At 72.6% G+C, this 17,458-nt stretch carries 12 protein-coding genes; 7 read left to right on the top strand and 5 right to left on the bottom strand.

Annotated elements, in window-relative coordinates:
- Positions 1-9: 9 nt before the first annotated feature.
- Together AB0M28_RS13885 and AB0M28_RS13880 are read left to right on the top strand one after the other, a co-directional pair.
- A complete protein-coding gene (locus AB0M28_RS13885; protein ID WP_365402879.1) occupies positions 10-1,953 on the top strand; it encodes an acyl-CoA dehydrogenase family protein in 1,944 nt (647 codons plus the stop codon).
- A 130-nt stretch (positions 1,954-2,083) separates the two neighbouring features.
- Positions 2,084-3,388: an MFS transporter gene (locus AB0M28_RS13880; RefSeq protein WP_365402877.1), complete on the top strand. Its 1,305-nt coding sequence runs from the start codon at positions 2,084-2,086 to the stop codon at positions 3,386-3,388.
- A gap of 234 nt (positions 3,389-3,622) precedes the next feature.
- Here the strand turns inward: AB0M28_RS13880 and gabT are convergent, their stop codons facing one another.
- Positions 3,623-4,993 (bottom strand): 4-aminobutyrate--2-oxoglutarate transaminase, encoded by a 1,371-nt coding sequence (gene gabT, locus AB0M28_RS13875; protein ID WP_365402873.1) that lies wholly within the window; start codon positions 4,991-4,993, stop codon positions 3,623-3,625.
- A gap of 275 nt (positions 4,994-5,268) precedes the next feature.
- Between gabT and AB0M28_RS13870 the strand changes: the two genes are divergently transcribed.
- The 5 genes from AB0M28_RS13870 to AB0M28_RS13850 all read left to right on the top strand — a co-directional run bounded on the left by AB0M28_RS13870 (position 5,269) and on the right by AB0M28_RS13850 (position 12,252).
- The gene (locus AB0M28_RS13870) at positions 5,269-5,646 is read left to right on the top strand and encodes a hypothetical protein (RefSeq protein ID WP_365402870.1); all 378 of its coding nucleotides are present in this window, start codon (positions 5,269-5,271) and stop codon (positions 5,644-5,646) included.
- Between the two features lies 1 nt (position 5,647).
- Positions 5,648-6,859 (top strand): hypothetical protein, encoded by a 1,212-nt coding sequence (locus AB0M28_RS13865; protein WP_365402867.1) that lies wholly within the window; start codon positions 5,648-5,650, stop codon positions 6,857-6,859.
- A 16-nt stretch (positions 6,860-6,875) separates the two neighbouring features.
- Positions 6,876-8,675: a hypothetical protein gene (locus AB0M28_RS13860; RefSeq protein WP_365402864.1), complete on the top strand. Its 1,800-nt coding sequence runs from the start codon at positions 6,876-6,878 to the stop codon at positions 8,673-8,675.
- Positions 8,676-8,856: 181 nt separating this feature from the next.
- On the top strand, positions 8,857-11,163 hold the full coding sequence (locus AB0M28_RS13855) for a hypothetical protein (protein WP_365402861.1): 2,307 nt from the start codon (positions 8,857-8,859) through the stop codon (positions 11,161-11,163).
- A gap of 111 nt (positions 11,164-11,274) precedes the next feature.
- Complete coding sequence (locus tag AB0M28_RS13850; RefSeq protein WP_365402960.1) at positions 11,275-12,252, top strand: aldo/keto reductase; 978 nt, start codon at positions 11,275-11,277, stop codon at positions 12,250-12,252.
- A gap of 63 nt (positions 12,253-12,315) precedes the next feature.
- Here AB0M28_RS13850 and AB0M28_RS13845 read toward each other — a convergent pair whose 3' ends face one another.
- The 4 genes from AB0M28_RS13845 to dxr all read right to left on the bottom strand — a co-directional run bounded on the left by AB0M28_RS13845 (position 12,316) and on the right by dxr (position 17,361).
- The gene (locus tag AB0M28_RS13845; RefSeq protein WP_365402858.1) at positions 12,316-13,161 is read right to left on the bottom strand and encodes a GNAT family N-acetyltransferase; all 846 of its coding nucleotides are present in this window, start codon (positions 13,159-13,161) and stop codon (positions 12,316-12,318) included.
- A gap of 98 nt (positions 13,162-13,259) precedes the next feature.
- On the bottom strand, positions 13,260-14,417 hold the full coding sequence (ispG, locus tag AB0M28_RS13840; protein WP_365402855.1) for a flavodoxin-dependent (E)-4-hydroxy-3-methylbut-2-enyl-diphosphate synthase: 1,158 nt from the start codon (positions 14,415-14,417) through the stop codon (positions 13,260-13,262).
- A 369-nt stretch (positions 14,418-14,786) separates the two neighbouring features.
- On the bottom strand, positions 14,787-16,088 hold the full coding sequence (locus AB0M28_RS13835; RefSeq protein WP_365402852.1) for a site-2 protease family protein: 1,302 nt from the start codon (positions 16,086-16,088) through the stop codon (positions 14,787-14,789).
- A gap of 1 nt (position 16,089) precedes the next feature.
- Positions 16,090-17,361: a 1-deoxy-D-xylulose-5-phosphate reductoisomerase gene (dxr, locus tag AB0M28_RS13830; protein WP_365402850.1), complete on the bottom strand. Its 1,272-nt coding sequence runs from the start codon at positions 17,359-17,361 to the stop codon at positions 16,090-16,092.
- Positions 17,362-17,458 lie beyond the last annotated feature (97 nt).

The following is a 17,458-nucleotide window of genomic DNA, read 5'->3' as shown; positions in this document are numbered from 1 at the left end:
GAGTCCCTCATGGCCCAGCCCGCGACTGGATCAACCAGAAACGTGTCAGAGAAGGAAGCCCGACAGGTCGCGGAAGCGGCCCGGGAACAGGACTGGCGCAAGCCCAGCTTCGCCAAGGAACTGTTCCTGGGACGCTTCCGACTCGACCTGATCCACCCGCACCCCGTACCGGCGGACGAGGACGCCAAGCGCGGCGAGGAGTTCCTCGCCAAGCTCCGCGACTTCTGCGAGACCCGCGTCGACAACGCCCTCATCGAGCGGGACGCGCGGATCCCCGACGAGACGATCAACGGGCTGAAGGAGCTGGGCGCCCTCGGCATGAAGATCGACACGAAGTACGGCGGTCTCGGCCTCACCCAGGTCTACTACAACAAGGCCCTGGCCCTGGTCGGCTCCGCGAACCCGGCGGTCGGCGCCCTGCTCTCGGCCCACCAGTCGATCGGCGTACCGCAGCCGCTGAAGCTGTTCGGCACCGAGGAGCAGAAGGAGAAGTTCCTGCCGCGGTGCGCCCGTACCGACATCTCGGCCTTCCTGCTCACGGAGCCGGATGTCGGCTCCGACCCGGCGCGGATGGCGACGACGGCCGTCCCGGACGGCGACGACTACGTCATCGACGGCGTCAAGCTGTGGACGACCAACGGCGTGGTCGCCGACCTCCTCGTGGTGATGGCACGGGTCCCGAAGTCGGAGGGCCACAAGGGCGGCATCACGACCTTCGTCGTCGAGGGCTCCGACCCCGGCGTCACCGTGGAGAACCGCAACGCCTTCATGGGCCTGCGCGGGCTGGAGAACGGCGTCACCCGCTTCCACCGGGTTCGTGTCCCGGCCGCCAACCGGATCGGCCCCGAGGGCGCCGGCCTGAAGATCGCGCTCACCACGCTCAACACCGGCCGCCTCTCGCTGCCCGCGTCGTGCACCGGCGCCGGCAAGTGGTGTCTGAAGATCGCCCGCGAATGGGGCGCGGCCCGCGAGCAGTGGGGCCGGCCGATCGCCAAGCACGAGGCGGTCGGATCGAAGATCGCCTTCATCGCGGCGACCACCTTCGCCCTGGAGGCGGTCCTGGACCTGTCCTCGCAGATGGCCGACGAGGACCGCAACGACATCCGGATCGAGGCGGCGCTGGCCAAGCTGTTCGCGTCCGAGATGGCGAGCCTGATGGCCGACGAGCTGGTGCAGATCCGCGGCGGCCGCGGCTACGAGACGGCCGCCTCCCTCGCCGCGCGCGGCGAGCGCGCCGTACCCGCCGAGCAGGTGCTGCGCGATCTGCGCATCAACCGGATCTTCGAGGGCTCCACGGAGATCATGCACCTGGCCACCGCCCGCGAGGCCGTCGACGCCCATCTGAAGGTCGCCGGCGATCTGATCGACCCGGAGAAGGCACTGTCCGACAAGGCGCGGGCGGGCGCCAAGGCGGGCGCGTTCTACGCCCGCTGGCTGCCCAAGCTGGTGGCCGGTCCCGGCCAGGTGCCCGGCATGTACAACCAGTTCCACCCCAAGGGCCACGTCGACCTCGCCGTCCATCTGCGGTACGTCGAGCGCACCGCCCGCAAGCTGGCCCGGTCGACCTTCTACGGCATGTCCCGGTGGCAGGGGCGGCTGGAGACCAAGCAGGGCTTCCTCGGGCGGATCGTGGACATCGGCGCGGAGCTGTTCGCGATGAGCGCCTCGTGCGTACGGGCGGAGCTGCTGCGGCGCGACGGGGAGCACGGCAAGCAGGCGTACGAGCTGGCGGACGCGTTCTGCCGGCAGTCGCGGATCCGGGTGGAGGAGCTCTTCGGCCGGCTCTGGACCAACACCGACGACCTGGACCGCAAGGTCGTCAAGGGCGTGCTGGACGGGGCGTACACCTGGCTCGAGCAGGGCATCGTGGACCAGTCCGGCGACGGGCCGTGGATCGCGGACGCGACGCCGGGGCCGTCGGAGAAGGAGAACGTGCGCAGGCCGATCCGCTGAGGGCGGCGGGGAGGGGCCGGCGATCAGCGTGAGGTGTCCCACACGTCACGCCGATCCCTCCCCATTACCGACTCTATGACGTGAATAAACCCGTTCGTTCGACCGGTGGGGCGCTTTCTACTGTCGGCACATGACAAGCGCCCCGCCCGGTACTGCCGCCTCAGCGGACTCACCTGCCTCATCCGACGAAACGCCGCTGCTCAGAGGGTGGTGGCCGGTCGACCCGGTCCTCCGCCAGCTCGCGGTCAACACCCTGCTGACCCGCTTCGGCGGCGGTCTCCTCATCGCTGTCAACGCCCTGTACTTCTCGCAGGTCGTGGGGCTCGGGGTGACGGCTGTCGGTTACGGTCTGACGCTCAGCGGTGTGGGCTCGATCCTCTCCGGGATCCCGGCGGGACGCCTGTGCGACAAGTACGGGGCGCGCTATGTCTACTCCGCCGCCTACGCCTGGACGGGACTCGGCATCCTCTCCTACCTGCTGGTCGACTCGGTGCCGGGCTTCCTGATCGCCACGACCGTCGTCGGCGTCGGCTGGGGCACGGTGCACACCGCCAACTCGACCTGGATGGCGGTCATCATCCCGGCGCACGCCCGCACCGAGAGCCGCGCCTACCTGCGGATGCTCACCAACGTGTCGATGGCCGTCGGCACCACCCTCGGCGGTGTCGCCCTGCAGCTCGACTCCGCGCCCGTCTTCCGCGCGCTGATCACGGTGAACGCCGTCTCCCTGCTGCTCGCCCCCGTCCTGCTGTCGCGGGTGCCCAAGGACCGCGAGCTGGCGGCCGCGGCCGAGACGCCGCCGGCCGGGAAGGAGGACCGCTGGAAGGCGGTGCGCGACCTGCCGTTCTTCACGATGACGGTCATCATGGGCGTCTTCGCGATGCAGTTCACGCTGATCGAGGCGGGACTCCCGCTCTGGATGGCGGAGTACACCGACGCCCCGACCTGGATCTACGCGGCCGTGATGGTGCTCAACTGCGTCCTGGTCGCCCTGTTCCAGATCCCCGCGTCCCGGCTCTCCGTGGACGGCCCGCGGGCCGCGCGGGTCACCCGCTGGGCCGGTTTCACGATGGCGGCCGCCTGCGCGCTGTGGGCGGCGGCGGCCGGTGCGGGGGTGTGGGCGGCGGCGGTGTTCATCGTGCTGGGCATGCTCGCGCAGATCGCCACCGAGGTGCTGCAGCAGGGCGCGAGCTGGACGCTGGGCTACGCCCTGGCCGACCGTCGCTCCCAGGGCGTGTACCAGGGCGTCTTCGCCTCGGGCTTCTCCGCGGCGGTCATGCTCTGCCCGGCCCTGTTCACCGCGACGGTACTGGCGTTCGGTGCACGCGGCTGGCTGGTCCTGATCGTCCTGTTCCTGGCCGCGGGCCTGTCGGCCCCGTCAGTAGCCCGCTGGGCAGACCGCCAGGGCGGCGAGTGGCGGGGCGAGCCGGCATAGACAAACCAAACGCCGCCCGGGCTTGAGGCACGAAGCACCACTCAAGCCCGGCCGGCGTCAGAGGCGCGAAGCGCCGATACAGCCCGGCCGGCGTTTGAGGCCGAGGCGCGAAGCGCCGACACAGCCCGGCCGGCGTTTGAGGCCAGAGGCGCGAAGCGCCGATTCGGGGGCCCGGGGGCGAAGCCCCCGCAGCGGTACGCAACCAGACCGCCGCGGGGGCACCCCACGCACACCTCAGAGCTGCGCGGCAAACGCCTCTTCGATGATGTCGAGGCCCTCGTTCAGAAGGTCCTCCCCGATCACGAGCGGCGGCAGGAACCGCAGCACATTCCCATACGTACCGCACGTGAGCACGATGAGCCCCGCCGCGTGACACGCCTTGGCGACCGCCCCGGTCAGCTCCGGGTGAGGCTCCTTCGTCACAGGGTCCTTCACCAGCTCGACCGCGATCATCGCCCCGCGCCCCCGCACGTCGCCGATCACGTCGTACTTCTCCTGCAGAGCGGTCAGCCGCCCCTTCATGACCGCCTCGATCCGCTTCGCCGCGGCGTTGAGGTCCAGCTCCTTCATCGTCTCGATGGAGCCGAGCGCGGCGGCGCAGGCCACCGGGTTGCCGCCGTAGGTGCCACCGAGGCCACCCGCGTGCGCGGCGTCCATGATCTCGGCGCGGCCGGTGACGGCGGCCAGCGGCAGACCGCCGGCGATGCCCTTGGCGGTGGTGATCAGGTCCGGGACGATGCCCTCGTCCTCGGAGGCGAACCACTGGCCCGTACGGCAGAAGCCGGACTGGATCTCGTCGGCGACGAAGACGATGCCGTTGTCCTTGGCGTACTGCGCGATCGCCGGGAGGAAGCCCTTGGCGGGCTCGATGAAGCCGCCCTCGCCGAGGACCGGCTCGATGATGATCGCGGCGACGTTGTCGGCACCGACCTGCTTGCTGATCATGTCGATGGCCTGCGCGGCGGCCTCGGGGCCGGCGTTCTCCGGGCCGGTCGGCCAGCGGTAGCCGTAGGCGACCGGGACGCGGTAGACCTCGGGGGCGAACGGGCCGAAGCCGTGCTTGTACGGCATGTTCTTGGCGGTCAGCGCCATCGTGAGGTTGGTCCGGCCGTGGTAGCCGTGGTCGAAGACCACGACGGCCTGGCGCTTGGTGTACGCGCGGGCGATCTTCACGGCGTTCTCGACGGCCTCGGCGCCGGAGTTGAACAGCGCGGACTTCTTGGCGTGGTCGCCGGGGGTCAGCTCGGCGAGGGCCTCGGCGACCTCGACGTAGCCCTCGTAGGGGGTGACCATGAAGCAGGTGTGGGTGAAGTCCTGCAGCTGCTCGGTGGCGCGGCGTACGACGGCCTCGGCGCTGTTGCCGACGGAGGTCACGGCGATGCCGGAGCCGAAGTCGATGAGCCGGTTGCCGTCGACGTCCTCGAGGATGCCGCCGCCGGCGCGGGCGGTGAACACGGGCAGCGTCACACCGACGCCGTTCGCCACGGCGGCCTGCTTACGGGCGAGCAGCTCCTGCGACTTCGGGCCCGGGATGGCGGTGACGAGACGGCGCTCCTGGGGGAGCGAGGGGCCGCCACTGCCTGCGGCGGCGGGGATGCTGGTCATGAGCGCTCCTCGAGAGGGACGGACAAAGGGGGTTTCTACGGTGCAGGCTAGGTGCCCGCGCGCCCGCTGGGCATGCTCCGATCGGTAGGGATCGGCCGTGTCGCGTTGTCCACGCTGTCCAAGGGACGCCTCCGACGTGGTCACCCACCCGCGTACGGACCCCAAGTGCGGAGCCCGCGCGACCCGGGGGCGCTCAACCGCGGCGAAGCGGTCACGGTGCGTGGTCGGGGCGAGTAGCTTGGTGTGCGGGGTGGGTCGTCGGCCCGGGGGGTGTCATGACCGGCAAGGAACTCGCGTATCGCAGAGGCACGCTGTCCGTCGAGGAGCTGGACCGCGAGGTCGCCGCGTTCTGGGCGGAGCTGGCGGAGTCGGCGGAGCTGCGCGCGGAGGTGGCCGCGCACGGGGTGCCGCCGCGGGACGTACTGGCCGTACCGCCGGGCGAGGCGGTCCGCTTCCGGGTGGAGGGCGCCGGGCTGGACGCGTCCCACATCGCCCTCGTCGTGGCCCTCGCGCCCGCCGCCAACCACGCGCTGACCTCCCTGTGGGACACCGTGGTGCTTCCGTGGATCCGGGGCAGACGCGGCGAGGACGCCGTACGGGATGCCGGGCCCCGGTCCGTACCGGAGGCCGGAGACGACGGCGGGGAGCGGTGAGATGGCCGCGATCCGGCTCGCCCCGAGCGTGCGCAACGCCTTGATGGGGCGGTGGGTCGTCTACGAGGCGCTCGACGCCCTCAAGCCGCAGCTGGTGGCGCAGGGCTGCACGGCGCTCGTACGGGCCGTGGAGAGCGAGGTCGAGGGCCGCACCCGCTACGCCCTGGAGGCCGTCGACCGCACCCCGCTGCCCGACTTCCTGGACGGGCTGGCCGGTGGCCTGCGCGACGCCGTCGGCTACGCGTCGGCGGCGGACCGGCAGCGGCTGGTCGAGCTGTTCGACACCATCGACGCCCGCGTGGTGGTGCTGACGGCGGAGCCCGCCGATCCGCTGCAGCGGCTGTGTGAGTCGCTGCTGGACACGGCGGTGGCCGCGTACCGGCAGCTGCTGCCCCAGCCGCCGCCGCGGCTGCAGGACAGCACCGAGTTCACCATGATCTACGTCGTGAACCGGCCGGAGCTGTCCTTCGCCCCCTTCGCCGGCTCGGCGGTCACCCACGCCCAGGCCGGGCATCCGGACCTGTCCCGGGTGGAGCTGCGGCTCAGCGTGGGCGAGTTCGACCTGCTGTCCTTCAACTCCCTGCCGTACGCCATCTTCCACGAGTGCGTCTGCCATGTGCTGCAGGGCCCGTGGGACGACAGCCGCACCCTGCCCGATCCGGCGTCACGCTACGCGGAGGGCTGGATGGACTACGCCGCGCTGACGCTCTACCGACTGCTGCTGCGCGGCGGGCTGCCCCTGGTGGACCTGCCCGAGGACGACTTCCCCGAGCTGCGCCGCCCGGGATTCGAGGAGGCCGCGGGCGCGCTGCACCAGGCCCGGGTCCGGGAGCTGCCGCAGGACCGGGCCTGGGGCCACCGGTCGATGGGGGCGTGGGCCGCGCACGCGCTGCTGCACCGGCTCGCCCGGATGCCGGGACCCGGCCCCGGCGCGGACGTCGAACTCGCCTTCCTCGAACTGTCGTTCGCCATCAACGCCTCGGCGATGCGCCAGCAGGAGCGTGAGGAGTTCACCCAGCTGATGCACAGCGGGCTGCTGCGCGCCGAGCGGCTGGCGGCGCTGTGGCCGCTGCTCGCCGAGTACTACCGGCACCGGGATGTGCCCCACCTGCTGTCCGGTCTGCGGGCTCTGCAAGCGCGCTGGACGGCCCCGCCGCCCGTCGCCGCGGACGCCCGCAAGCCGTCGTCCAAGGTCTTCTCGTTCCAGCTGTGATCGGTGGTGACGCCGCATGGTGCCCAGGAAGTTCGCCGACGGGCCCGCCGCGACGGCGGCGGAGCTGTACCGGGTGCTGGGTGGGATCCTGGCGCTGGGCGAGTTCTCGCGAGCCGAACTGGCCCGGTTCGCCGACGTCACGACGGCCGTGGCGCGGCGCGTCCTCGACGCGGAGGGCGCGCGCTACGTCACCGGGCGCGGCGACGGTACGGACCCGCGGTACCGGCTGAAGTCCGGCCGGCGTCCCGCGCTCGTCGGGCGGCTGCGGGCGCTGGAGGACGCCGAGCGGGTCAGCTACTCCACCGAGGACGTGGCCGCGGACGGAATCCCCGCGGCGCTGGCCGTGGCCACGCAGATGCTGCTGGAGCAGCTCCCCCGGATCACGGACGCGCTGGAGCGGCAGCACACGATCGCGCTGGCCCGGCTCGCCCTCGACGACGCCCGGCACACGCCGCGGAGCGCCGTGATCGGCGGGTCGGCGCGGGCGGACGCGCACGAACAGGTGGTGGACTCCGCCCTGTTGCTGGCGCAGTCCGAGCTGAACGCCGTCCTCACCGGGTCCGCCGTGCGGCGGGAGTCGCTGGAGCCGCTGCGCGCCTCCTTCACCCGGGCGCTGCACGCGGCCGCGCGGGCGGGTGACGAGTGGCTGGCGGAGCGGCTGTCGATCCGGTATCTGTCCAGCCCCTTCGCCCAGTTCCTGGGCCGGCTGCCCGAACTGGGCGAGGTACGCGTCGAGTTGCGCACGCGGCCCGTGCTGCTCTTCGAGCCGGGCCGGGATCTGCTGCCGCACGGACAACTGGCGGACCTGGACCGGGTACGGGAGTTCATCCGGTCGGCGCTGTCGGCGTCGCGGGTGGCGTTCCAGCCGGTGGCGCTCACGGAGGAGGGGGCGGAGCTGGCCCTCGAGCAGGAGCCGGAGCCGAGCGCGCCGTATCTGACGCCGGACTCCCCGGTCTGCGTGCTGCCGGTGCTGAGCGGCTGGGCGGGCAGCGAGCGCATGCTGCGGGCGTTCAGTGCGGCGTGCGGTGATCAGCCGGACCGGCTGATCGTGAGCGAGGGCTTCGACCCGGGGCTCAACAGCCTCACGCACGAGGCGTACGCACGGTACGTGTCGATGGCGGGGCTGGGGGCGCCGGGCCTGCTGGGAGCGATGTTCCACGGGTGGCGCGCCGGGGGCGCGGGCGGCACGGCCGGCATGGGCGGCGCGGCCGGCGTCGGCCACGCGGGCGCGGGCGGCCCGGCGGGCACGGGTGGCGCGCCGGGAACCGGGGGGCCTGCCGGCGTACCCCTCGGAGGGCTTCGCCGTAAGCCGCCTTCCGGGGCGTACCCCAGGCTCGGCGGGGGCGGCCCCTCCACCCGGCGCCCAGGGGGCGTCCTCGGCGGCGTATCCGGCCCGGGCGTCCCGGCGCACCCTGCCGCCGCCGCGTCCGGACCCGGCATTCCGGCGCACCCGGCCGGCGGGGGGATCGCGAGTCCGCGGCCACTCCCCGGAACGGTCTCCGCGTTCGGAGGACAGCAGACCCCAGCAGTCAGCGGCACGGCAGGCATGACGGTCGGCGGAACGGCGGGTATGGCGATCGGCACCGCGGCCGGGTCGTTGATCGGCAGAGCCGTGGGCTCGATGGTCGGCGGTGTCGCCGGAGCCGCGTTCGGCGTGACGACGGGCTCCGGGGCCTCGCCCACGGGAACCGCCGCGGGCCATCCGGGCGTCAAGGGCACACCCAAGTACGGTGACCCATCGGCCTCCACGGGACTGCGCACCAGCGGACAGAACCCGGCGGCCACCCGGCCCGCAGCCAACCCCTCGCAAACCTGACACCAGCCCGTACGCCCCGCGCGATCACCTCCGCAACCTCGACGGTGACCACCCATCCCACCACCTCCCCCACAGGGTCCGGGGGCGAAGCCCTCGGATATCCCCCGCCGACGCGCAGCACCCGGTGCGCTCCCGCGCGTGACGGGGCGTAACTGTCGCCCTCAGTAGGTAAATTGGCCCCATGTCGACGGACGGTACGCACAGGTCACGCCCCTGGCGGGCGCAGGGGGCCGGGGACGGCCCCGGCGGGATCCCGGGGCAGCGGGGAGCCGCCCCGGCACCGCATCCCTTCGTGACCTGGCTGCGCACGCCACGGCCCGCCGCGCTGCCGGGCATCTGGCGCTTCGGGCACGCGCCGCGGCCCGCGCACGACCCCGACCGGCTGCCGCACCGGCAACTGCTGGGCGGAGCGCTGCTGTCGCTGCTGGGCGCCCTGTTCGTGTGGTCGCTGTACCGCAACGGCGTGATCCCCTTCCGCCGCGCCCCGCTGGAGTGGGTGACACCGGACTCCTGGTGGGAGGGCGACGACCGGCCGAAGGCGGCGGGCATCGCGCGCAGCCTGTACGACACGGGGGTCTTCGTCCTGGTCTGCTGGATCGCGGCCCGCGGCGGCCAGTGGCAGCAGGTCGTACGCCGGTACGTCGAACAGCAGCCGCCGCGCCCCCGCGCGTGGACCACGGCCGCCGCGGCGGGGTTCGTGCTGCTCCTCGTCTGGACGGGCTTCCTCCCCCTGCTGGACCTGGCGTTCACCCTGCTGCCGCAGAGCTGGCTGCGCGGCGGCGACAACCGCTATCTCGCCGCCCTGGTCAGCTACGCCGTGTACGCCGTCCTCGCGTTCGTCGTCCTGTGGCCCCTCGCCCGGCTCGGGCACTGGGCGCAGGTGCTGCGCGGGCACCCGGGTCCCCCCGCGGAGGCCGGTCCCAAGCAGCCCGCCGAGGAGGACCCGGCCGACTGGCCGCAGCTGCGCGCCGCCGGGCTCGCCGACATCGCCGCGCGGCTCGCGCACGACACGCGGTCCGGGACCATGACGGACGTCGACCACGCCCGGATCGGCCGCGCCTGGCAGGGCGTACAGGCGCAGCCGGCCCGCCAGCAGGCGTTCGCCAGCGCCGTGACGTACGACGGGGCCGCCGCCTGCCCGCATCCGTCGGGGCTGCGCGATCTGCCCGTACGCCGCTACGAGCACGATCTGCGCACCGGTCAGGTGCGCATCGGGACCGCGCCGGACAGCCAGCGCAACCCGCACGCCTTCCGGGGCGCGGGCATCGCGCTGGAGCCGGGGGTGCTGGGCACGGGGCTGGTGGTCGTCGGGCCGCCCGCGGCGGGGAAGACGGGGCGGGTCGTCGCCCCGGTCGTCGAGTCGCTGTGCCTGCAGGCCCTCGCCGGCCAGGCGGCCGTGGTGGCCGTCGGCGCGCCGGGGCAGCTCGGCCCGGACGAGGCGTACGACGTGGTGGTGCGGATCGGCGACGAGAGCTCCCCGCACGACCTCGACCTGTACGGCGGCACCAACGACCCGGACGAGGCGGCCGTCCTCCTCGCCGAGGCCCTGCTGGGCGGCGAGACGCCGGTGGTCCTCCGCCAGGCCGTGACGGCGCTCGCGCAGCTGCTCGGCGCGTACGCCGGGGCGTACGGCCGCTTCCCTGCGGTGCCGGAGCTGCGGGCGCTGCTCGACCACGACCCCGCGGCCTTCGACGCGCTGCGGGAGGCGGCTCCCGCGGCGGCGGCCCGCGACCTGGAGGCCCGGGAGCGGCAGGCCGGGCGCGCCGGGGACGTCGGCCCGCTGCTCGCGGACCGGCTGGCGGTGCTGGACCGCCCGGCGTTCGCGCGGTTCTTCGACACCTCGGGGCGCGGCCGGCAGTTCAGCATGCGCGCGCTGGAGTACCCGATGCGGGTGCGGATCGATCTGCCGGAGCGCGGCCACGCGGAGGCGTCGCGGCTGCTGGCCCGGCTGGTGCTGGCTCAGTTCACGGCCGCGGTGCCCGCGCGGGCCGACCACTCGCTGTTCGCCGCGCTGGTGCTGGACGACGCGTCGGCGACGGTCACGCCCGGCACGATCCGGGGCGTCCAGCGGCTGCGGACCGCGCACGCGGGCGTGGTGCTGTCGCTGCGCTCGATGGACGAGGTGCCGGAGGCCCTGCGCAGCACGCTGCTGGCTGCGGCGGGCTGCCGGATGGCGCTATCGGGCGTCTCCACCTGGGACGGCCGCCTCTTCGCCGAGGCCTGGGGCGCGGAGTGGGTGGAGACCCGGGACGTCACGCACACGCCGGACTACTCAGGGGGCGTACTGCGCCGGGCGCTGCGCTCGCTGCGGCGGCTGGTGACGGGGGCGGCGGTGACGACGGAGTCGGTGACGGTACGGAAGGTGCAGCGGGAGCGCTGGTCCGCGTCGGACCTGGCGAACGCGCTGCCGCCGGGGCACGGGGTCCTGTCGGTGACGACGGTGGCGGGCGAGCGGACACCGCCGGTGCTGGTGAACCTCCTCGGGTGAACCGCCGTCGCGGAATCCGCCGATTAAGCGATGCCCTACATCGGTTGGCGCCGGTGCCCGCCTGCCGTGGACTACTCCGACAGGACTCACCACAGGAGGACGGCCATGCGCATGCGGTGGAACCAGCTCGGGAAGAGCGACGTGCGGATCACCGAGCTCGGCTTCGGCGGCGGTCCGCTCGGCGGGCTCTTCGCACCGCTGGACGACAGGACGGCGGCGGGCGCCCTGCGGGCCGCCTGGGACGCCGGCATCCGCTACTTCGACACCTCGCCGCACTACGGCATCGGGCACTCCGAGCGCCGCACCGGCGAACTGCTGCACGGCAGACCGCGCGACGGGGTGACGCTCTCGACGAAGGTCGGCCGGCTGCTCGTACCGCAGGATCCCGCCGGCCGGATGGACAAGGAGGGCTTCATGGTGCCCGCCACCCACCGCCGGGTATGGGACTTCACGCGCGACGGCGTCCGGCGCAGTCTGGAGGACTCGCTGCGGCGGATGGGCGTGGACCGGATCGACCTGCTGCTCCTGCACGACGCGGAGGAGCACTTCGAGGACGCGCTGCGCGAGGGCTACCCGGCGCTCGCCGAACTGCGCGCCGAGGGGGTGGTCGGCGCCATCGGGGCGGGAATGTACGACCACGTCAGGCTGACCCGGCTGGTCGAGGAGACGGACGTCGACGTGGTGATGCTCTCCGGCCGCTACACGCTGCTGGACCACAGCGCGCTGGACGATCTGATGCCCGCCTGTACGGACCGGGGCGTCTCGGTCGTCGCGGCCTCCGTCTTCAACTCCGGGCTGCTCGCCACCCCGAGGCCGGCCGAGGACGCCCCGTACGACTACGCCAGCGCCCCGCCGCGGGTCCTGCGGCGCGCCCACCGCCTCGCCGACGTGGCCGAGGCCCACGGTGTGACGCTCCCGCAGCTGGCGATGGCCTTCCCGCTGCGCCATCCGGCGGTCGCCGGCGTCGTCGTCGGCATGCGGTCGGAGGGGGAGGTACGGCGGAACGCCGAGGCGTTCGGGGCCCGGATACCGGAGGGGGTCTGGTCGGACCTGCGGAGCGAGGGCCTGGTGGACGAGCGGGCGAGCTGACCGCCGCGCTTCGGAGCTGTCAGAGCAGTCAAAGGAGTCGGAGAGTCGGAGGAGTCAGAGCGGTCAGAACAGCACGCTCATGAACGCCCCCACCTCGCGGAAGCCGATGCGCTTGTACGCGGCCCGCGCGGGCGTGTTGAAGTCGTTGACGTACAGGCTCACCACCGGGGCGACCTCCGCGAGGGCGTAGCCGAGGACCGCCGTCAGGCCCGTCTCCGACAGGCCCCGGCCGCGGTGCTCGGGGGCGACCCAGACGCCCTGGATCTGGCACGCCTGCGAGGTGACCGCGCCGATCTCGGCCTTGAAGACGACCTTGCCGTCCTCGATCCGGGCGAAGGAGCGGCCGGAGCCGACCAGCTCCGCGACCCGGGCCTGGTAGATCAGGCCGCCGTCGCCCGCCATCGGGGAGACCCCGACCTCCTCGGTGAACATGGCCACGCACGCGGGCATGATCACGTCCATCTCGTTCCTGCGCACGCGGCGTACGAGCGGATCGGGGTGGATGTCCGGCGGCATGGACGTGGTGACCATGAGCGGCTGGTTGGCGCGGACCTCGCGGGCGGGGCCCCAGACCGGCTCCAGCAGCGACCACAGCCCGGCGGTGGCCTCCGCCGGGCCGACGATGGACGAGCAGCGCCGGCCCGTACGCCGGGCGCGTTCGGCGAAGCCGCGTACCGCCTCGGGGGTGGCGCAGATGGGGACGAGGTTGGCCCCGGCGTAGCAGAGGGACTCCAGCCGGCCGCCGGCGTACCAGCCCCACATCTCGCCGCCGAGGCGCCACGGGTCCAGCCCGGCGGCCGCCACCCGGGCCGCGACGAAGGCGTTAGCCACCGGCTCACGGTCGAGCACCGCCCGCGCGGCGGTGATCTCGGTGGGCTCCACCACCCTGGTGATACCGGTCGTCAACACAGCGGCACTGTACCTGTCAGGTGTTCCGGGTGCGCGACGGCGGGCCGACCCGTGGGGGGCGGCCCGCCGTCGTGCGACGTACGAGGTCGGTCGGGGTCTCAGCCCGCGACGCTGACCGTGGGCTCGCCGGAGGCGATGCCGTCCTTCTCCATCTGCTCGGCGATCTTCATCGCCTCGTCGATGAGGGTCTCGACGATCTTCGACTCGGGGACGGTCTTGATGACCTCGCCCTTGACGAAGATCTGGCCCTTGCCGTTGCCGGAGGCGACACCGAGGTCGGCCTCGCGGGCCTCGCCGGGGCCGTTGACGACGCAGCCCATGACCGCGACGCGCAGCGGCACCTCCATGCCCTCCAGGCCCGCCGTGACCTCCTCGGCCAGCTTGTACACGTCGACCTGGGCGCGGCCGCAGGACGGGCAGGAGACGATCTCCAGGGTGCGCTCGCGCAGGCCCAGCGACTGCAGGATCTGCAGGCCGACCTTGACCTCCTCGGCCGGCGGCGCGGAGAGCGAGACGCGGATCGTGTCGCCGATGCCCTGGGAGAGCAGCGCGCCGAAGGCGGTGGCGGACTTGATCGTGCCCTGGAAGGCGGGGCCCGCCTCCGTCACGCCGAGGTGCAGCGGGTACTCGCACTGCTCGGCGAGCAGCCGGTACGCGGAGACCATCACGACCGGGTCGTTGTGCTTGACGGAGATCTTGATGTCGCGGAAGCCGTGCTCCTCGAACAGCGAGCACTCCCAGAGCGCGGACTCGACGAGCGCCTCCGGGGTGGCCTTGCCGTACTTGGCCAGCAGCCGCCTGTCGAGGGAGCCCGCGTTGACGCCGATCCGGATCGGCGTGCCGGCCGCGGCGGCGGCCTTGGCGATCTCCTTGACCTTGTCGTCGAACTGCTTGATGTTGCCCGGGTTGACCCGGACGGCCGCGCAGCCCGCGTCGATCGCCGCGAAGACGTACTTCGGCTGGAAGTGGATGTCGGCGATCACCGGGATCTGGGACTTCCTGGCGATGGTGGCCAGGGCGTCGGCGTCGTCCTGGGTGGGGCAGGCCACCCGGACGATGTCGCAGCCGGTGGCGGTCAGCTCGGCGATCTGCTGCAGGGTGGCGCCGATGTCGGAGGTCCGCGTCGTGGTCATCGACTGGACGGAGATCCGGGCGTCACCGCCCACGGCGACCGAGCCGACCTGCAGCTTGCGGCTCTTGCGGCGCTCGGCGAGCTTCAGCGGTACGGACGGCATTCCCAGCGAAATGGCAGTCATCTGGCGGCAACCCCACGGTTGGTTTTGATCGGCCCCCGGCGAGCGGGCTCAGCCTTCGAGATTACGTCACGCGGATGTCGGACAGCACACCGCGGCCGGAACGTCACCGGTTCTGTCGACGAACCGCGACACAAACCCGGCAGGAGCCCGACAGTCCGCTCCGGGCCTGTCTTCCGGATCTTGCCGGGGTGCGCGCCGCCCGGCACGCGCATCTGCCGCGTTGTCGTCGGTCGCCGACGCTCCGCGTCGACTCCCTCCTCCGCCTTGCAGCTGCACGCACCGGACGACGCGCCCTTGCCTGACCCGTCGCGGTCAGCCACCCCGCACCACATGACCCAGTCACAGGCGACAAGACCCGAAAGACAGGCCCTACCCCGTCAGCCGCACCGGGTTCACCACGTCCGCGACCAGCACCAGCAGCGTGAAGCAGACGAAGATCCCGGCCACGACGTACGCCACGGGCATCAACTGCGCGACGTCGAACGGGCCCGGGTCCGGGCGGCGGAACAGGCGCGCGGTGTTACGGCGGACGGACTCCCACAGCGCACCCGCGATGTGGCCGCCGTCCAGCGGGAGCAGCGGCAGCATGTTGAACAGGAACAGGGAGAGGTTGAAGCCCGCCACCAGCTGCAGGAAGAAGGCGATCCGCTCGGACGCGGGCAGGTCCAGCGCCGCGACCTCGCCGCCGACACGGGCCGCGCCCACGACGCCGACCGGGGAGTCGGCCTTGCGCTCCTCGCCGTTGAACGCGGCGTTCCACAGGTCCGGGATCTTCGACGGCAGCGCGAGCACCGCGTCCACGCCCTGGGTGACCATGTCACCCATCCGCTCGACGGACTCCCCCGCGGACAGGGCGACGATGCCGCGGCCGGGGGTGAAGCCGAGGAAGCCGGCCTTGATGGTCTCCGGGTCGTCACCCGGGTTATCGGTGTCCTTGACGACCTCGTTCAGCTTGACGGTGGCGTGCAGCTCCTTGGGCTGCCCGTCCCGCTCCACGGTGATCGCCACGTCGCCGCGGCTGTCGCGGATCAGCCCCTGCAGGGTCTTCCAGTCGCTGACGGGGACCCCGTCGTACGCGACGATCTTGTCGCCCGCCTTCAGCCCGGCCAGCGCGGCGGGGGCCTTGGGGTCGCTCGCCTTGCAGGTGTCGCGGTCCTCCTTCTGGGAGATCACGCAGTCGGCGACGGAGGAGACCGTGGTGGTCTGCTTCGGCACGCCGTACAGCATCCACACGCCCATGAAGATCGCGACCGCGAGGATGAGGTTCATGAACGGGCCGCCGAACATCACGATGACGCGCTTCCACGGCTTGCGCGTGTAGAACATCCGCGTCTCGTCGCCGGGCTTCAGCTCCTCGTACGCCGCGGCCCGGGCGTCCTCGATCATCCCGCGGAACGGGGAGGTGGAGCGCTGGCGCACCTTGCCGTCGTCGCCGGGCGGGAACATGCCGATCATCCGGATGTAGCCGCCGGCCGGGACGGCCTTGATGCCGTACTCGGTGTCGCCCTTCTTCCGCGACCAGATGGTCGGGCCGAAGCCGACCATGTACTGCGGCACGCGGATGCCGAACAGCTTCGCCCACGAGAGATGGCCGAGTTCGTGCCACGCGATCGAGAAGAGCAGCCCGATCACGAAGACCACGACACCGATCAGCCACATCAGGGTTGCCATCTCAGTGTGCCTCCGCTGCTGTCACGGGAATCCCGGCGAGTTCACGGGCCCGGGCGCGCGCCCAGGTCTCCGCTTGGAGGACGTCCTCGACGGTGAGCGGGGTTCCCGTGGCCGGTGTGCCGTGCTCGGTCACGACGTCAGTAACAGTGTCCATGATTCCGTTGAAGGCGAGACGGCCCGTGAGGAACGCGGCGACGCATTCCTCGTTCGCGGCGTTGAACACCGCCGGCGCCGTACCGCCCAGCGCTCCGACGTGGCAGGCCAGCGGGACGGACGGGAAGGCCTTCTCGTCCAGCGGGAAGAACTCCCAGGTGGACGCCTTCGACCAGTCGAACGCGGGCCCGGCGTCGGGCACCCGGTCGGGCCAGCCCATGCCCAGCGCGATCGGAACGCACATGTCGGGCGGTCCGGCCTGGGCGAGGGTGGAGCCGTCGATGAACTCGACCATGGAGTGGACGTAGGACTGCGGGTGGACGACGACCTCGATGCGGTCGAAGGGGATGTCGAAGAGCAGATGGGCCTCGATGACCTCGAGCCCCTTGTTCACCAGGGTGGCGGAGTTGATGGTCACCACCGGCCCCATGTTCCAGGTGGGGTGGGCCAGCGCCTGTTCGGGTGTGACGCGCTCCAGCTCCTCGCGGGTACGGCCGCGGAAGGGGCCGCCGGACGCGGTGACCAGCAGCTTGCGCACCTCGGCCCGGCTGCCGCCGAGCAGGGCCTGGTAGAGCGCCGAGTGCTCGGAGTCGACGGGGATGATCTGGCCGGGCCGGGCGACGGCCTTCACCAGCGGACCGCCGACGATCAGGGACTCCTTGTTGGCGAGCGCGAGGGTCCGCCCCGCCCGCAGGGCCGCGAGGGTGGGCGCGAGGCCGATCGATCCGGTGATGCCGTTCAGCACGGTGTGGCACACGGACGCGGCGAGCTGCGTGGCCGCGTCGGGCCCGGCCAGGATCTCCGGCAGCGGCTCCGCGCCGTAGAGCGCCGCGAGCGCCTCCCGCAGGTCGCCCGCCTTCGACGCGTCGGCCACCGCCACCGCGGCCGGCCGCAGCCGGTGCGCCTGCTGGGCCAGCAGCCCGACCCGGCCGCCGGCGGCGGCGAGGGCGGTGACGCGGAACCGGCCGGGGTTGCGCAGCACGATGTCGATCGCCTGGGTCCCGATGGATCCGGTCGACCCGAGGATGACGATGTCCCGGGGCCCGGCGGGGTCGCGCTCGGCGGCAGGACGCAGATGGGGATCGGCGAGCGAGGTGGCGCTCTGTGAGCTGACGGTCATCCCCCCATTCTGTCGTTTCCGTGTGGCGGGGTGAGAGGGGCATGGCGGTTTACTCCGGTCACGGTCGCCCGGTCTTTGACATGCAACCCCTGGGTTG

Source organism: Streptomyces sp. NPDC051940 (assembly GCF_040680895.1).
Lineage (GTDB): Bacteria > Actinomycetota > Actinomycetes > Streptomycetales > Streptomycetaceae > Streptomyces.
The sequence above is the reverse complement of the archived record's forward strand: the minus strand, read 5'-3'. Positions and strand labels throughout refer to the sequence as shown.